Source organism: Pseudomonas cistanchae (assembly GCF_054483635.1).
Genome location: NZ_JBTLWN010000004.1, coordinates 248,893 through 264,086, shown reverse-complemented (window position 1 = coordinate 264,086; position 15,194 = coordinate 248,893). Strand labels below are relative to the sequence as shown.

The 15,194-nt window shown below is 59.9% G+C and carries 16 protein-coding genes; 3 read left to right on the top strand and 13 right to left on the bottom strand.

From position 1 onward, the window contains the following. The first annotated feature begins 40 nt into the window (after positions 1–40). On the top strand, positions 41–709 hold the full coding sequence (locus ACX0MV_RS13615; RefSeq protein ID WP_458983051.1) for a transglutaminase-like cysteine peptidase: 669 nt from the start codon (positions 41–43) through the stop codon (positions 707–709). Positions 710–717: 8 nt separating this feature from the next. On the opposite strand, the gene recJ is transcribed toward ACX0MV_RS13615, so the two are convergent. Both recJ and ACX0MV_RS13605 read right to left on the bottom strand, forming a co-directional pair. Then, a complete protein-coding gene (recJ, locus tag ACX0MV_RS13610) occupies positions 718–2,430 on the bottom strand; it encodes a single-stranded-DNA-specific exonuclease RecJ (RefSeq protein ID WP_458983050.1) in 1,713 nt (570 codons plus the stop codon). A 160-nt stretch (positions 2,431–2,590) separates the two neighbouring features. Then, positions 2,591–3,130: a YaeQ family protein gene (locus ACX0MV_RS13605; protein ID WP_458983049.1), complete on the bottom strand. Its 540-nt coding sequence runs from the start codon at positions 3,128–3,130 to the stop codon at positions 2,591–2,593. A 97-nt stretch (positions 3,131–3,227) separates the two neighbouring features. Here ACX0MV_RS13605 and ACX0MV_RS13600 point away from each other — a divergent pair, with 97 nt between their 5' ends. After that, positions 3,228–4,427, top strand: a complete 1,200-nt coding sequence (locus ACX0MV_RS13600) for a CaiB/BaiF CoA transferase family protein (RefSeq protein WP_458983048.1) — start codon at positions 3,228–3,230, stop codon at positions 4,425–4,427. Between the two features lie 43 nt (positions 4,428–4,470). Here the strand turns inward: ACX0MV_RS13600 and ACX0MV_RS13595 are convergent, their stop codons facing one another. From ACX0MV_RS13595 to ffh, 11 genes are all read right to left on the bottom strand, one after another. Then, entirely contained in the window at positions 4,471–5,211 is a 741-nt protein-coding gene (locus ACX0MV_RS13595) for a substrate-binding periplasmic protein (RefSeq protein ID WP_458983047.1), read from the bottom strand. Between the two features lie 156 nt (positions 5,212–5,367). After that, positions 5,368–6,792 carry a threonine synthase gene (gene thrC / locus ACX0MV_RS13590; protein WP_458983046.1) on the bottom strand — a complete coding sequence of 475 codons (1,425 nt, stop codon included), beginning with the start codon at positions 6,790–6,792 and terminating at the stop codon, positions 5,368–5,370. A gap of 116 nt (positions 6,793–6,908) precedes the next feature. Next, the gene (locus ACX0MV_RS13585; protein WP_458983045.1) at positions 6,909–8,213 is read right to left on the bottom strand and encodes a homoserine dehydrogenase; all 1,305 of its coding nucleotides are present in this window, start codon (positions 8,211–8,213) and stop codon (positions 6,909–6,911) included. A gap of 112 nt (positions 8,214–8,325) precedes the next feature. Then, positions 8,326–9,051 carry a thioredoxin fold domain-containing protein gene (locus tag ACX0MV_RS13580; RefSeq protein ID WP_458983044.1) on the bottom strand — a complete coding sequence of 242 codons (726 nt, stop codon included), beginning with the start codon at positions 9,049–9,051 and terminating at the stop codon, positions 8,326–8,328. A gap of 147 nt (positions 9,052–9,198) precedes the next feature. Then, positions 9,199–10,095, bottom strand: a complete 897-nt coding sequence (gene xerD, locus ACX0MV_RS13575) for a site-specific tyrosine recombinase XerD (RefSeq protein WP_458983043.1) — start codon at positions 10,093–10,095, stop codon at positions 9,199–9,201. Positions 10,096–10,161: 66 nt separating this feature from the next. Then, complete coding sequence (locus ACX0MV_RS13570; RefSeq protein ID WP_458983042.1) at positions 10,162–10,587, bottom strand: acyl-CoA thioesterase; 426 nt, start codon at positions 10,585–10,587, stop codon at positions 10,162–10,164. Positions 10,588–10,737: 150 nt separating this feature from the next. Then, positions 10,738–11,088 (bottom strand): 50S ribosomal protein L19, encoded by a 351-nt coding sequence (gene rplS / locus ACX0MV_RS13565; protein WP_458983041.1) that lies wholly within the window; start codon positions 11,086–11,088, stop codon positions 10,738–10,740. A 42-nt stretch (positions 11,089–11,130) separates the two neighbouring features. After that, complete coding sequence (gene trmD / locus ACX0MV_RS13560; RefSeq protein ID WP_458983040.1) at positions 11,131–11,883, bottom strand: tRNA (guanosine(37)-N1)-methyltransferase TrmD; 753 nt, start codon at positions 11,881–11,883, stop codon at positions 11,131–11,133. A 5-nt stretch (positions 11,884–11,888) separates the two neighbouring features. Next, positions 11,889–12,425 carry a ribosome maturation factor RimM gene (gene rimM / locus ACX0MV_RS13555; protein ID WP_458983039.1) on the bottom strand — a complete coding sequence of 179 codons (537 nt, stop codon included), beginning with the start codon at positions 12,423–12,425 and terminating at the stop codon, positions 11,889–11,891. A gap of 5 nt (positions 12,426–12,430) precedes the next feature. Beyond that, positions 12,431–12,682: a 30S ribosomal protein S16 gene (rpsP, locus tag ACX0MV_RS13550; RefSeq protein ID WP_458983038.1), complete on the bottom strand. Its 252-nt coding sequence runs from the start codon at positions 12,680–12,682 to the stop codon at positions 12,431–12,433. A 175-nt stretch (positions 12,683–12,857) separates the two neighbouring features. After that, entirely contained in the window at positions 12,858–14,231 is a 1,374-nt protein-coding gene (ffh, locus tag ACX0MV_RS13545) for a signal recognition particle protein (RefSeq protein WP_458983037.1), read from the bottom strand. A gap of 155 nt (positions 14,232–14,386) precedes the next feature. On the opposite strand from ffh, the gene ACX0MV_RS13540 reads away from it, so the two are divergent. Next, positions 14,387–15,187: a cytochrome C assembly family protein gene (locus ACX0MV_RS13540; protein WP_458983036.1), complete on the top strand. Its 801-nt coding sequence runs from the start codon at positions 14,387–14,389 to the stop codon at positions 15,185–15,187. Positions 15,188–15,194 lie beyond the last annotated feature (7 nt).

Below are 15,194 nucleotides of genomic sequence, written 5' to 3'. Positions count from 1 at the left end.
TAGGCCGCGGCTATCCACTGGCCCAAGCCGGATTCAGTCCATGCGCATTCTCTCCTCTTGCACATTTCGGCTGCTGCGCATTCTGCTTGCCAGTAGCGTGCTGCCTGGCGCTGCGCTGGCGGCCGAGCTGCCATCCGGCAATGGTGATGGCTTCAATCGCTCGCTGGGCGACATGCGCCTGAGCAGTTGGCATAGCCTGCTTGCGAATGGCGGCGATGCCGAAGACGGGGTTCTGCTGGAAAGGGTCAACCAATTCGTCAACCGCTCGGTCGCCTTTGCCAGCGATCAGGACGTATGGGGCGAGCACGACTACTGGGCAACGCCAGCCCAGGCGATCACCCGTGGCCGGGGCGATTGCGAAGATTTTGCGATTGCCAAGTACTTTGGCCTGCTGCAGCTGGGTGTAGCTGCCGAAAAGCTGCGCCTGACCTATGTGAAAGACCTGACCCGCAACCAGGCGCATATGGTTCTGGCTTATTACCCCAGCCCAAGCGCCCAACCGCTGATTCTCGACAACCTCGACTCACGCGTGCGAATCGCCAGCGAACGCCGCGACCTGCTACCGGTTTATTCCTTCAATAACCTGGGCGTGTTCCTTGCGAAAGCGCCGCAGCAGGTCAGCCAACCGGCGAATTTTCTCGCGCGCTGGAACGACCTGAGCGAGCGCGCTCTCGCCGACGGCTCCGCCAGCCTGCCCAACCGAAGCTGAGACGCGCGTCAGCGCGGCATCAGGTGGGCGATCAATAACTGCACGGTCTCCTGCCCGCGGTATTCGTTGACGTCGAGCTTGTACGCCAATTCGACCCAGCGCACGGTCGGGTTCGGCCAGACCTCGCGGTCCACGCCAAAGGCTATGCCGTCGAGTTGCACGCTGCCGCACTCGCTCTTCAACACTACTTTCAAATGCCGCTCGCCAACGATGCGCTGCTGCACCAGCTGGAACACGCCATGGAACATCGGCTCGGGGAAATGTTGGCCCCAAGGCCCGGCGTTGCGCAGCTCCTTGGCTAGGGGCAGATGAAACTCTTCGATCGCCAGAGCGCCATCGGACAACAGCCGGCCGGTGAGATCGTCCTCGCACAGTTGGCGGCGTACTTCGGCATCGAACGCGACGGCGAACGCGCCGAAATTTTCCTGACGCAGCGACAACCCGGCCGCCATCGCATGCCCGCCAAACTTGCTGATCAGCTGTGGGTGTTTGGCTGCCACCGCGTCCAGCGCATCACGGATATGAAACCCCGGCACCGAGCGAGCGGAACCCTTGAGCACACCATCCCCCGCATCGGCGAAGGCGATGGTTGGTCGGTGATAGCGCTCCTTCAAACGCGAGGCGAGGATACCGATCACACCTTGGTGCCATTCCGCATCGAACAGGCACAGGCCGAACGGCATATCCGCCAGGGGCAGGTCCTTGAGCTGGGCTAAAGCCTCACGCTGCATGCCCTGCTCGATGGCCTTGCGGTCCTGATTGAGCTGATCGAGCTGCACCGCCATATCGCGGGCCAGGGCTTCGTCTTCACAGAGCAGGCACTCGATACCCAGGGCCATATCATCCAGCCGCCCCGCCGCATTCAGCCGTGGGCCGAGGATAAAACCCAGATCAGTGGAGGTGATGCGCCGATGATCGCGCCCCGCCACTTCAAGAATTGCGCGTAAACCCGGCCGTGCCCGGCCGGCACGAATCCGCGCAAGGCCCTGATGCACCAGGATGCGGTTGTTGGCATCCAGCGGCACCACGTCAGCCACGCTGCCCAGGGCTACCAGATCAAGCAGCTCGCCGAGATTTGGCTCCGGACGCTGCACGGTAAACCAGCCCTTCTCACGCAGCCGCGCACGCAGCGCCAACAGCACATAGAACATCACCCCAACCCCAGCCAGCGCCTTGCTGGGGAACTCACAACCCGGCTGGTTGGGATTGACGATGGCATCCGCAGCCGGCAACTCGGCACCGGGCAAATGGTGATCGGTAACCAGCACGGCCAGCCCGGCAGCCTTGGCCGCCGCCACACCCTCGACACTGGAAATGCCGTTGTCCACAGTCAGCAGCAGATCAGGCTGGCGCTGCAGGGCCACGGCGACGATTTCCGGGGTCAGGCCGTAGCCGTATTCGAAACGATTAGGCACCAGATAATCGACATGCGCCGCGCCGAGCATGCGCAAACCAAGCACCCCCACCGTACTGGCGGTAGCACCATCGGCATCGAAATCGCCGACGATCAGCATGCGTTGGCCTTGCTGCAAACCCTGCACCAGCAGCTCGACCGCCGCATCCATGCCCTTGAGCTGCTGATACGGAATCAGCCGCGCCAAGCCCTTGTCCAGCTCGACGGCGGATTGCACGCCGCGGGCGGCATACAGGCGGGTCAACAGCGGCGGCAGAGCGCCAAGGTCAGGCAGGGTTTCAGGCAGCGGGCGGGACTCGATACGCATGTTTATTCTTTGTCATATAGGGCGGATGCAACCCGCCGGAATCAAAACGTAGCGGCCATTCAGATACGTAGCCCGGATGCAATCCGGGGTGTGATCGGGCCTCAACAGCCCCCGAATTTCATCCGGGCTACGGAAGCCGTCTCCCGCATAAAGCAGCGATTCAGCGCTCGCCAGCCAACCACTCGATGGGCAGCTCATGCTGGCCACGCTCATCGGTGACAAACAGTTCGCCGTCGCTGATCATCACGCTCCAGTTCAGCGAGCGCGGCATATCCAGAGCCAGTTTGGCCAGGGCTTCCTGGTCGAGGGCGACGACATTGATATTTTTCAGGCTGCGCACCGGATCGAGCGCCTTGGTCTGCCATACACGCAGATTGCCGTAGGCCACCAGGCTGAACTTCTCTGTACGCCGCGAGCACCAGGTGATGCGGTCGCTGTCCGGCTGGCCGACTTCGATCCAGTGCAGCACGCGGTCATCCAGGCTCTTTTCCCACAATGCCGGCTCGTCCACATCCGACAGGCCACGACCGAACGCCAGGTGCTCATGATAGAACAAGGCATAAGCCACCAGCCGCGCCGCCAAGCGCTCTTCGGTTTCCGAGGGGTGCTTGGCCACAGTGAAGCGCAGGCTCTCATAGACGCTGCGGTCCATGTCGGTGAGGTTCAGCTCAATTTTGTAAGTGGTAGACGGCAGGGCCATGGACGGGGCTTCTTGACTGGTCGAATAAGCCGGCAAGTCTACCCGATGCGGTTGACTCACGTTAGAGTCGCGGCCACAGCCTGATGGATGACAGCGCATGCAACAGCCCAGCAAACCCCTCGCCGGCCTGAAAGTGATTGAGCTTGGCACCCTGATCGCCGGGCCGTTCGCCTCGCGCATCTGCGCCGAGTTCGGTGCCGAGGTGATCAAGGTCGAGTCACCGGACGGCGGCGACCCGCTGCGCAAGTGGCGCAAGCTGTATGAGGGCACTTCGCTGTGGTGGTTTGTACAGGCGCGCAACAAGCAGTCGATCACACTAAATCTCAAGCATGAAGCCGGTCGTGAGGTGCTGAAGAAGCTGCTGAGCGAGGCGGACATCCTGATCGAGAACTTCCGCCCCGGCGTGCTGGAGAAGCTCGGCCTGGGCTGGGACGTGCTGCATGCACTGAACCCCAAACTGGTGATGGTGCGCCTGTCGGGCTTCGGTCAAACAGGCCCGATGAAGGATCAACCAGGCTTCGGCGCGGTGGGCGAGTCCATGGGCGGGCTGCGTTATATCACCGGCTTCGAGGACCGTCCGCCGGTACGCACCGGCATTTCGATTGGCGATTCGATTGCCGCGCTGTGGGGCGTGATCGGCGCGCTGATGGCGCTGCGTCATCGCGAGGTCAACGGCGGCAGCGGACAGGTGGTCGACGTGGCGCTGTATGAGGCGATCTTCGCCATGATGGAGTCCATGGTGCCGGAGTTCGATGTGTTCGGTTTTATCCGTGAGCGCACCGGCAACATCATGCCCGGCATTACGCCCTCCTCGATCCACACCAGCGGCGACGGCAAACATATTCAGATCGGCGCCAACGGCGATGCGATCTTCAAGCGTTTTATGCAGGCCATCGACCGCCAGGACCTGGCCGACGACGTGACACTGACCAGCAATGATGGTCGCGACGCGCGACGCGATGAGATTTATGGCGTGATCGACCGCTGGGTCGGCTCGCTACCGCTGGACCAGGTGCTGGCTACGCTGAATCTGGCCGAAGTACCGGCCAGCCGCATCTTCAGCGCCGAGGACATGTTCAGCGACCCGCAATACCTGGCTCGCGAGATGCTGCTTAGCGCGAAACTGCCGGATGGCAAGCCGTTCAAGATGCCCGGCATCGTGCCTAAGCTTTCCGACACGCCAGGCAGCGTGGAATGGACCGGTCCACAATTGGGTGAACACAACGAGCCTGTTCTCAGTCGACTGGGCTACAGCAGCGAGCAGATCGCCGCACTGCGTCGCGACGGCGTTATCTGATTCATGCTGGCAGTAATTGCATAGCCAGCGGGAAATTACCGACTTAAAGGTGTACGCCATACTTCGCGTAGATACGCTCGATAACGCCGTTACGCTTTAACTCGAGAATGGCTTTATCCAATCGGGACAACCAGGCTTTGTTGCGCGGATGAACACGCATACTCACATCAAACACGCTGATGGAGTTGCCGACTTCAAACTTCTGGTATTCGGGCACCTTCAGAATATTGTATTGCGCCACCGCCTTGTTGATGACGATCTGATCGAAGCGCGAGACCGACAGCATTTCCAACAGCTGCATCTCGCTCAGGCCGTTGCGTCGGTCGATTTGGCCGGCGTCGATCAGCGCGCGTAGATCGGGGTAGGCATAACCACGAACCAAACCCAATGCCTTGCCCCGCAGATCTTCCGGCTTGTTCACGGGAAATGCCTTGCCCGGGGCGAACACCATGACATCCACAATCTTGCCAAATGGCACCGAGAACTCTCCAGGCACCGGCTGCCCGCGCATCCATCCGGCATAAACACCCGGCTCGATATCCAACTCCCCACTATTGAACAACAGGCCGATACGCGGATACGGGTAATAACGCACGTTGAAAACGTCACCGAGCAACAGGCTTAACTCATCGAATATGTCTTTATAGATACCGCTGTTGTCATGCTCGATCATCATCGGCGGATAGTCATAGAAGCCGACTTCAAACGTGGCCGCTGCCGCTGGGCTTGTCATGCCTAACCAGCCCAGCACGCAGCTCAGAATGATTTTACTACCCCGTTTCATCACGCTACCTCAAGTTGCTCAACTTCAACGGCCTCACGATGACGACAACCCGACAATGATGAGCACCCTTAACCCGCACAACTGCTGCAAGCATAGCCCCATAAAAAAAGCCGGTACCTCACGGCAACCGGCTTTCTGATATTCAGACAGGCAGGCTTACAGCGGTTTGCCACGGTTGCCATGCTGACTGACGAAGTTCTGAACGGCACGAAGGTCATTGGCCACCACGGTGCAGCGCTCTTCACGCTCGAACAGATCTTCCAGGTGAGCAGGTAAAGCGAGCGCCTGACCAACCCCTGCCTTTTTAACCGCTTCAGGAAACTTGACCGGATGGGCGGTACCCAGAATCACCATCGGCACTGCCAGGCTGCGGCGGCACTCGCGGGCTGCACGCACGCCGATCGCAGTGTGCGGATCGAGCAACTCGCCGCTCTCCTTGAACACCTCGACAATGGTTTCGCAGGTTTGCGCATCGTCCACCGCAAGGGAGTCAAACAGTTTGCGCGCCTCGGTCCAACGGTCATCCTCCACGCTGAAACCACCGCCCTGCTTGAAGTTAGCCATCAGCGCGGCGATAGCGGCACCGTTGCGCCCGTGCAGGTCGAACAGCAAACGCTCGAAGTTCGACGAGACCATGATGTCCATGGATGGCGACAGAGTCGGGTGCAGATCGCCCTTCACATACTGATTACCGCTCATAAAGCGATGCAGGATGTCGTTACGGTTGGTGGCAACGATCAACTGACTGATCGGCAGCCCCATGTTGCGCGCCAGGTAGCCGGCGAAGATATCGCCGAAGTTGCCGGTCGGCACCGAAAACGCCACCGAGCGCGCCGGCCCGCCCAGCTGCAGGGCGGCGTGGAAATAGTAGACGATCTGGGCCATGATCCGCGCCCAGTTGATCGAGTTAACCGCAACCAGGCGCGTGCCCTTGAGAAAGCTCTGATCGGCGAAGCTGTCCTTGACCATTTCCTGGCAGTCATCGAAGTTACCTTCGATGGCGATGTTGTGAATGTTGTCGCCGAAAATCGTCGTCATCTGCCGACGCTGCACTTCGGACACCCGCTTGTGCGGATGCATGATGAAGATGTCGACATTGTCGCAGCGACGGCAGCCTTCAATGGCCGCCGAGCCGGTATCACCGGAAGTGGCGCCCATGATCACCACGCGCTCGCCACGCTTTTCCAGCACGTAATCGAGCAGTCGACCCAGCAGCTGCAAGGCGAAATCCTTGAACGCCAGGGTCGGCCCGTGGAACAGCTCCAGCACCCACTCGTTACCACCCAACTGGCGTAACGGCGCAATGGCGCTATGGGCGAACACGCCCTGTTCCGACGACGAATAGGTTTCTTCGAGAATCTTCTTGAAGTCGGCGTCGGGGATACTACCAACCACGAACGGGCGCATTACCCGAAAGGCCAGCTCGTGATAAGGCAAACCGGCCCAGGATGCGATTTCCTCCTGCGTAAAGCGCGGCAGGTTCTCCGGCACATACAAACCGCCGTCAGTCGCCAGACCGGCCAGGAGCACGTCTTCGAAATTCAGGGCCGGTGCCTGGCCGCGGGTGCTGATATAGCGCATGGGTACAAACCTTCGGTATGAGCCTCGAGCCTGCCTAGATGCCCGAAGCCGGTGAAATGGCTTGAGGATTGCGGCTTTGGCTCGACGCTGTTGTCGGTGAGAGCTGCTGTTATCGGTTAATTGAGTTGTTCGACGCGAATCCGCACAACATTGCCGACAACGTCTTCCAGGGCTTCGAGCGCACTGATGGCCTCGTTGATCTGCGCCTCGACCACCCGGTGGGTCACCAGAATCATCGGGACCAGGCCGTCATGCTCTTCGACTTCCTTCTGCATGATCGATTCGATATTGATTCCGCGCTCCGACAGGATGCTCGCCACCTGTGCCAGTACGCCGGGATGATCCTTGGCCTGGATGCGCAGGTAATACGCGCTCTCGCAGGCCTCGATCGGCAGAATCGGGTGATCGGACAGCGAGTCCGGCTGGAAGGCCAGGTGTGGCACGCGGTTGGTGGGGTCCGCCGTCAAGGCGCGGACCACATCGACCAGGTCGGCCACCACCGAGGACGCGGTCGGCTCCATGCCGGCGCCGGCGCCGTAGAACAGCGTGCTGCCGGCGGCGTCGCCGTTGACCATCACCGCGTTCATGACGCCGTTGACGTTGGCAATCAGGCGATCTGCCGGGATCAGCGTCGGGTGTACGCGCAGCTCGATACCGGCGTCAGTACGACGGGCCACGCCCAGGTGCTTGATGCGATAGCCCAGCGCTTCGGCGTAGTTCACGTCAGCAGTGGTCAGTTTGGTGATGCCTTCGGTGTAGGCCTTGTCGAACTGCAGCGGAATGCCAAAGGCAATCGAAGCCAGGATGGTCAGCTTGTGCGCGGCGTCGATGCCCTCGACGTCGAAGGTCGGATCGGCTTCGGCATAACCCAGCGCCTGCGCCTCGGCCAGTACGTCTTCGAAGGTGCGACCCTTCTCGCGCATTTCGCTGAGGATAAAGTTGCCAGTGCCGTTGATGATACCGGCCAGCCAGTTGATGCGGTTGGCCGCCAGGCCTTCACGAATCGCCTTGATCACCGGGATGCCGCCGGCAACGGCCGCTTCGAAGGCGACGATCACACCCTTCTCACGGGCCTTAGCGAAGATCTCATTGCCGTGCACGGCGATCAGTGCCTTGTTGGCGGTGACCACATGCTTGCCATTCTCGATGGCCTTGAGCACCAGCTCCTTGGCCAGGGTGTAACCGCCGATCAACTCGATAACGATATCGATCTCGGGGTTGTTCACCAGCTCGAAGGCATCGCTGGTCATGCTAATACCGGTCGTGTCGTACTGCGGCTTGGGCGAGCGAATGGCAATCTGGACAACTTCAATACCACGCCCTGCGCGCCGGGTAATTTCCTCGGCATTTCGCTTGAGTACATTCAACGTACCGCCACCAACGGTACCCAGCCCACAGATGCCTACTTTCACCGGTTTCACACTGAACTCCCCATCTGCACTGCGTAAAACGGCCGGAGCAAGCTCCGGCCGTGGAAAAAGAGCCGCACCATACGAAGCGGCTGTTTATTAGTCAATCCAGCGCACTGCGCGACTAGTTGGACTCCAGGGCGATTTTCGCCAGTTGCGCGGCAGGCTGATAGCCGGGAATGACCTTGCCATTCGCCAGCACGATGGCTGGGGTGCCGCTAACGCCAATCATCTGGCCCAGGGCAAACTGCTTGGCGACCGGGTTATCGCACTCGACGTCGGCGACGCTCTGCTGCGTTTTCGCGCGGTTCATGGCCTCCTGGCTGTCCTTCGCGCACCAGACATTGGCCAGTTCCTTGGCGGCCTGGCTCTCCAGACCCTGGCGCGGGAATGCCAGGTAGCGCACCTCGACACCCAGGCGGTTGAGCTCGGGCACTTCGCTGTGCAGCTTCTGGCAGTAGCCGCAATCGGTGTCAGTGAACACGGTGATGTGTGTTTTCGGCTGCTTACCGGCAAACACCACCATTTCCGAGACGGGAATGGCGTTGATGGTTTTCGCGACGGCCACACTCTCGGCTTGCTCGGTGAGATTCACCGCCTGACCATCCTTGAACTGGAACAGATAGCCCTGCATGACGAACTGACCGTCTGCGCTGGCATACAGCATGCGGCCGCCCTTGAGCTGCACCTGGTAAAGCCCCGGCATCGGACTTTCAGCGATGGCTTCGATAGGCAGGTCCGGCTGCAGTGACTGCAGGGTTTTACGAATGGCCTCGTCGGCATCGGCAGCCAAGCTGAGGCTGCTGACAAGACTCAAGGCCACAGCGGCGAAAATACGGTTAAAACCCATGAAAACTCCTATCGAGCGATGAATGTCTTGCAGACGGTGGCAGCGCTGGGAGCGCGGCTCGCAGCCATGTTGCAGCGGTCTTTTAGCGGTTGGCGAAGCCTATCATAGAAGCGCCCAAAGGCCGACGACAGGAGCCGGACGGCCAACTCAGCCGCGCGGATGGTGCTGCGCATGCAACGCCTGCAAGCGCGCGCGGGCGACGTGGGTGTAAATCTGCGTGGTAGACAGATCACTATGACCCAGCAGCATCTGCACCACACGCAAATCCGCGCCGTGGTTGAGCAGATGAGTCGCGAAGGCATGGCGCAAGGTATGCGGCGACAGGCTCTTGGCGATTCCGGCGACCTTGGCGTGGTGCTTGATACGGTGCCAGAACGTCTGCCGCGTCATCTGCTCGCCGCGCAAGCTGGGAAACAACACGTCGCTGGGGTTGCCGTTGAGCAACAGCGCTCGCGCCTCCTTGTTGTAACGCTCGACCCAGGCGATCGCTTCCTCCCCCATCGGCACCAGGCGCTCCTTGCTGCCCTTGCCGAAAACCCGCAGCGCTCCCTGGCGCAAATTGACCTGCTCAAGCGTCAGCCCGATCAATTCGCTGACCCGCAGGCCGCAGGCATAGAGCACCTCGAGCATCGCGCGATCACGCAGACCGATGGGGTCGTCCAGATCAGGCGCAGCCAGCAAGGCCTCGACATCCGCTTCCGACATGGATTTCGGCAGCGACCGGCCGAGCTGGGGTAAGTCTACCTGCACGGTTGGATCGGCAGCGATCACGCCTTCACGCAGCAGAAAGCGATAGAAGCCGCGCAAGCCGGAAATCAGTCGAGCCGTCGAGCGAGCTTTGTAGCCTTCGTTCATGCGCCAGGCGAGGTGATCGAGGATCAGCTCGCGCCCCGCACTTGCCAACTCCAGATTACGCCCCTGCAGCCAGCCGTTGAACAACGCCAGATCGCTGCGATAGGCACTGCGGGTATGTACGGACAGGCCTTTTTCCAGCCACAAGGCATCGAGGAAGCGGTCAATCAGCGGGTGGTCTATGGCGGGCATCGTTCAGCCTGGCGGTAGTCAATTGCGCGAGTGTCCCATGGCGGTAGCACCGGACAAAATTCGCTGTCAGCGGCTCGCGGGCAAGGGATAGTCCGCCAGCACCGGCACGGGTTTCTGCTTGTCGTCGATCGCCACGAAACTGAACACACCACTGATGGCGCGCTCGCGACCATCCTGGTACATGCTCTCAACGAAGACTTCGACTTCAACCTTTAGGCTGGTGTTGCCGACCTTGATTACTCGCCCGACAAGTTCGACGATCGACCCGGCCGGAATCGGATGATTGAAGTCGATGCGATCAGACGAAACCGTCACCAGCGGCAGGCGACAGAAACGTGTGGCGGCGATGAAGGACACTTCATCCATCCAGGCCAGAGCCGTACCGCCGAACAGGGTATTGTGATGATTGGTGGTGAGTGGAAACACCGCCTTGGTCACCCGGGTTTCCGACAAGGCGGCGCGCCGCTGGATTTCTTGCTCTCGGGGAGTCATGTCTTTTTCCTGTCTGAAGCTGTCACGTGATGCCGCGCAGCTGTGTGTCTCTCTTCACCAGCACAAGCCAGTACGACAAACCTGCTGGACAGCCTACCCCAGAAACGAAAAAAGCAGCCCGAAGGCTGCTTTTTTTCAAGAAAGCGTGGCTTATGCCAGCTTTTCCTTGATACGTGCTGCCTTACCGGACAGGTCACGCAGGTAGTACAGCTTGGCTTTGCGCACATCACCGCGACGCTTGACGGCCAGGCTGTCGACCAGCGGGCTGTAGGTCTGGAAAGTACGCTCAACGCCGACACCGTTGGAGATTTTGCGAACGGTGAATGCACTGTTCAGGCCGCGGTTACGCTTGGCGATTACAACGCCTTCGAACGCCTGCAGACGCTGACGATCACCTTCCTTCACCTTAACCTGAACGACGATGGTGTCGCCTGGTGCGAAAGTCGGGATTTCTTTGCTCATCTGCTCAGCTTCGAGCTGCTGAATAATCTTGTTGGTCATGCTGCGCTCCTAAGACAAACCGTCTGGCCTGTCATCGATACGTTAACTATCGTCCCGCTGGCGGATGTATTCCTCCAGCAGCTTCTTCTCTTCTCCAGAAAGCGAGCGGCTTTCCAGAAGATCAGCGCGGCGTTGCCAGGTCCTACCAAGGGACTGCTGTAAACGCCAGCGCCGGATGTGTTCGTGGTTGCCGCTAAGCAACACGTCAGGAACACGTTTATCCGCATACACCTCCGGGCGGGTGTAGTGCGGGCAGTCGAGCAAGCCATCCGTAAAGGAGTCTTCCTCGGCCGAATCTGCATGACCCAATGCACCAGGCAAAAGGCGCGTTACCGCGTCGATCAGCACCATGGCCGGCAGCTCACCGCCGGACAGGACGTAGTCCCCAATCGACCATTCTTCATCGACATGCGCCTCAATAAAGCGCTCATCAATGCCTTCGTAGCGGCCGGCAATCAGGATTAATGCCTCCTCATTGGCCAACTCGCGTACTGCTGACTGCGTCAGCTGGCGACCTTGCGGCGACAGGTAAATCACCTTGGCCGCACCACCTGTAGCCTGCTTCGCCTCACGCAAAGCGTCTTCGAGTGGCTTGATCTTCATCACCATACCGGGGCCACCACCGAACGGCCGGTCATCCACTGTGTGATGACGATCCGAGGTGTAGCTACGCGGGTTCCAGCAGGTCAATTGCAACAAACCCTGCTTCACCGCCCGACTGGTAATGCCGTAATCGCTGATTGCGGTGAACATTTCCGGGAACAGCGTAATGACTCCAACGCGCAGATTTGGCATCAGGCTTAGAAGTCCGCATCCCAGTCGACCCGCATTTCGCCAGCGGCCAGATCAATCGACAACACGCATTGCTCGGTATAGGGCAACAGTCGTTCACGATCATCCAGGCTGCCGGTGCAGGGCTTGACCACAATCACATCGTTGGCGCCGGTCTCGAACAGATGATCGACTGTGCCGAGCAACTGCTCTGCCTGATCAATGACTTTGAGACCTTCCAACTGATACCAGTAGAACTCGCCTTCGCTGAGTTCCGGTAACTGCCCGCGGGGTACGCAAATCTCGAAGCCGGCATAGGTACGTGCCACTTCGCGATCATCGAGCCCCTTGAGACGCGCTACCAGGACCTTGCCCTGCAAGCGCCCACTGGCTATTTCGACTTGCTTAACCTCGTTGTCGCGCTTGAGCGTCCAGCGAGGGTAATTGAGCACGTTGGTTAAAGGCTCGGTAAAGGAAAACACCTTCACTTCACCCTTCACGCCATGCACCGAGACAATCTTGCCGAGAACTACAAGGTCCTCGGCGGGAGCTGGCGTCATGCTCATAATGCTTAGGCAGCAGCCTTAGCAGCTTCCTTGAGCAGCTGAGCAACGCGCTCAGACGGCTGTGCACCCTGGCTGAGCCAGTAAGTAGCACGCTCTTGGTCAACGGACAGCTTGATTTCGGCACCCGAAGCAACGGGGTTGAAGAAACCGATACGCTCAACGAAACGACCATCGCGCGCATTGCGGCTGTTGGTCACGGTGAGGTGGTAAAACGGGCGCTTTTTAGAGCCGCCACGGGCAAGACGGATGGTTACCATTGAACTTCGTTCCTGTAGTCGGTGCTGCAAAACTGAAATGCACGCATAGGGCACTAGGCCCGAAAGGCCGCATATTCTAAGGATTATCGGGGCTTTTGCAAAGCCTTTTTCCGAATGATGGAAATGCCTGACCTAAAGGCACTGAGCAGCACATGCAGAGCCCCGCTCATGCGCCTTACATCTTCGGCATGCCGCCCGGCATCATGCTGCCCATACCGCGCATCATCTTGGCCATACCGCCTTTGGCAGTGAATTTCTTCATCATTTTCTGCATCTGCTTGTGCTGCTTGATCAAGCGCCCGATGTCCTGCACCTGGGTACCGGAACCCATGGCGATGCGGCGCTTGCGCGAGCCGCTGATGATTTCCGGGTCGCGGCGCTCCGCGGGCGTCATCGAATTGATGATCGCCTCCATCTGCTTGAATTGTTTCTCGGCAGCGCCCTGGGCATTGCCCATCTGCGCCAGGTTGACGCCACCCATCTGCGGCAGCTTGTCCATCAGGCCGCCAAGGCCGCCCATGCTCTTCATCTGTTGCAGTTGGTCGCGGAAGTCTTCGAGGTCGAAGCCCTTGCCCTTCTTCAGTTTCTTGGTGAGCTTCTCGGCCTTCTCGCGATCCAGGGTCTGCTCGGCCTGCTCGATCAGGCTGAGCACATCACCCATGCCGAGAATGCGCGAGGCAATCCGGTCAGGGTGAAAGGGCTCGAGCGCCTCGCTCTTCTCGCCCATACCGATGAACTTGATCGGCTTGCCGGTGATTGCCCGCACCGACAATGCCGCACCGCCGCGCGCGTCACCGTCAACCTTGGTCAGCACCACGCCCGTCAGCGGCAGCGCATCGTTGAAGGCCTTGGCGGTGTTGGCGGCGTCCTGGCCGGTCATGGCATCGACCACGAATAGCGTCTCGATTGGCTTGATCGCCGCATGCAGCGCCTGGATCTCTTCCATCATTTCAACATCGATGGCGAGGCGTCCGGCAGTATCGACGATCACCACGTCGATGAATTTGAGCTTGGCTTCCTTGATCGCCGCCTCCGCGATCGCCACGGGTTTCTGGCTGATATCGGAGGGAAAGAAGGTCACGCCAATATCATTGGCCAGGGTTTCCAGTTGCTTGATCGCTGCTGGACGATAGACGTCGGCAGACACCACCAGTACGGTCTTTTTCTTGCGCTCTTTAAGGAAGCGCGCCAGCTTGCCCACGGTGGTAGTCTTACCCGCACCCTGCAGGCCCGCCATCAGCACCACGGCTGGCGGTACGGCGTTCAGCGCCAGGTCTTCGTTGGCCGCGCCCATCAGCTCTTCGAGTTCGGCACGGACGATCTTCACGAATGCCTGGCCCGGAGTCAGGCTTCTCGACACCTCGGTGCCGACCGCGCGCTCCTTGACCTTGTTGACGAAATCCTTGACCACCGGCAGCGCGACGTCAGCCTCAAGCAAGGCCATGCGCACTTCACGCAGGGTGTCCTTGATGTTGTCTTCGGTCAGCTTGGCCTTGCCAGTGACATTTCGCAGGGTTTGCGAGAGGCGGTCTGTCAGATTTTCGAACATGCGCGTTCCTTTCAGGCCTATTGAGCCAGGGGTGGGCTTGCAGCAGGTCGCGGATTATAGCGAAGTGTCCGCGGCACCGACACCGCCAACGGTCTTTCGTGAAACAACCTGGTGTGACACACTCAGCGCCTTTCGGGCCCGCTCAACAAGGACTTATGCACCCTCTGCTGCCTAGCCTGGCTGCCGCCTTTCTTTACGCCGGCGCCGCCCTCTATCAAGGCCTGCGCCTCAGCCAGCGCGGCACCCCGGATAAACGTCTGCTGGCGCTGCTCGGCGTGTGTGCGCTGTTCTTCCACGGCGGCAGTCTGTTCATGCAGATGCACAGTGAAGCCGGCCTGAGTCTGGATTTCTTCAATGCCGCCAGCCTGATTGCCTATGCCGTAATCCTGCTGACGCTGCTGTCCTGCATTCGCATCCCGGTTGAAAACCTACTGATGCTGCTTTTCCCCTTAGGCTGTCTGACGGTGCTGCTCGCGCAGTTCATGCCGACCGGCACCAGCCAGCCGATCATGGAGCAGCCCGGCATCCGCCTGCACATCCTGCTCTCGGTCATCGCCTACGGCATGCTCACGATCGCCGTGCTGCAATCGCTGCTGGTACTGCTGCAGGATCACCAGCTCAAGCACAAGCACCCGTCCGGGCTGATCAAGAACTTCCCGCCGCTGCAAACCATGGAGAGCCTGCTGTTCGGTTTCCTGTGGGCAGGCTGGCTGATGTTGTCGCTGTCGCTGCTGTCCGGAGCGTTGTTTATCGAAAACCTGTTCGCCCAGCACCTCGCGCACAAGACCATCCTTTCGTGCTTCGCATGGGTGGTTTTCGCCGTGTTGCTGTGGGGTCGCCATCAACTCGGCTGGCGCGGACACAAAGCGATTCGCTGGACCCTGGCAGGCTTCTGCCTGCTGATGCTGGCGTATTTCGGCAGCAAGCTGGTCCGCGAATTCATCCTGCATATCTAGCTTCAGG

What these genes read in the sequence shown, in the direction of transcription:
- ACX0MV_RS13615 (WP_458983051.1), top strand. Translation starts at nt 41, where the DNA reads ATGCGCATTCTCTCCTCTTGCACATTTCGGCTGCTGCGCATTCTGCTT.
- recJ (WP_458983050.1), bottom strand. Translation starts at nt 2,430, where the DNA reads ATGCGTATCGAGTCCCGCCCGCTGCCTGAAACCCTGCCTGACCTTGGC.
- ACX0MV_RS13605 (WP_458983049.1), bottom strand. Translation starts at nt 3,130, where the DNA reads ATGGCCCTGCCGTCTACCACTTACAAAATTGAGCTGAACCTCACCGAC.
- ACX0MV_RS13600 (WP_458983048.1), top strand. Translation starts at nt 3,228, where the DNA reads ATGCAACAGCCCAGCAAACCCCTCGCCGGCCTGAAAGTGATTGAGCTT.
- ACX0MV_RS13595 (WP_458983047.1), bottom strand. Translation starts at nt 5,211, where the DNA reads ATGAAACGGGGTAGTAAAATCATTCTGAGCTGCGTGCTGGGCTGGTTA.
- thrC (WP_458983046.1), bottom strand. Translation starts at nt 6,792, where the DNA reads ATGCGCTATATCAGCACCCGCGGCCAGGCACCGGCCCTGAATTTCGAA.
- ACX0MV_RS13580 (WP_458983044.1), bottom strand. Translation starts at nt 9,051, where the DNA reads ATGGGTTTTAACCGTATTTTCGCCGCTGTGGCCTTGAGTCTTGTCAGC.
- xerD (WP_458983043.1), bottom strand. Translation starts at nt 10,095, where the DNA reads ATGCCCGCCATAGACCACCCGCTGATTGACCGCTTCCTCGATGCCTTG.
- ACX0MV_RS13570 (WP_458983042.1), bottom strand. Translation starts at nt 10,587, where the DNA reads ATGACTCCCCGAGAGCAAGAAATCCAGCGGCGCGCCGCCTTGTCGGAA.
- rplS (WP_458983041.1), bottom strand. Translation starts at nt 11,088, where the DNA reads ATGACCAACAAGATTATTCAGCAGCTCGAAGCTGAGCAGATGAGCAAA.
- trmD (WP_458983040.1), bottom strand. Translation starts at nt 11,883, where the DNA reads ATGCCAAATCTGCGCGTTGGAGTCATTACGCTGTTCCCGGAAATGTTC.
- rimM (WP_458983039.1), bottom strand. Translation starts at nt 12,425, where the DNA reads ATGAGCATGACGCCAGCTCCCGCCGAGGACCTTGTAGTTCTCGGCAAG.
- rpsP (WP_458983038.1), bottom strand. Translation starts at nt 12,682, where the DNA reads ATGGTAACCATCCGTCTTGCCCGTGGCGGCTCTAAAAAGCGCCCGTTT.
- ffh (WP_458983037.1), bottom strand. Translation starts at nt 14,231, where the DNA reads ATGTTCGAAAATCTGACAGACCGCCTCTCGCAAACCCTGCGAAATGTC.
- ACX0MV_RS13540 (WP_458983036.1), top strand. Translation starts at nt 14,387, where the DNA reads ATGCACCCTCTGCTGCCTAGCCTGGCTGCCGCCTTTCTTTACGCCGGC.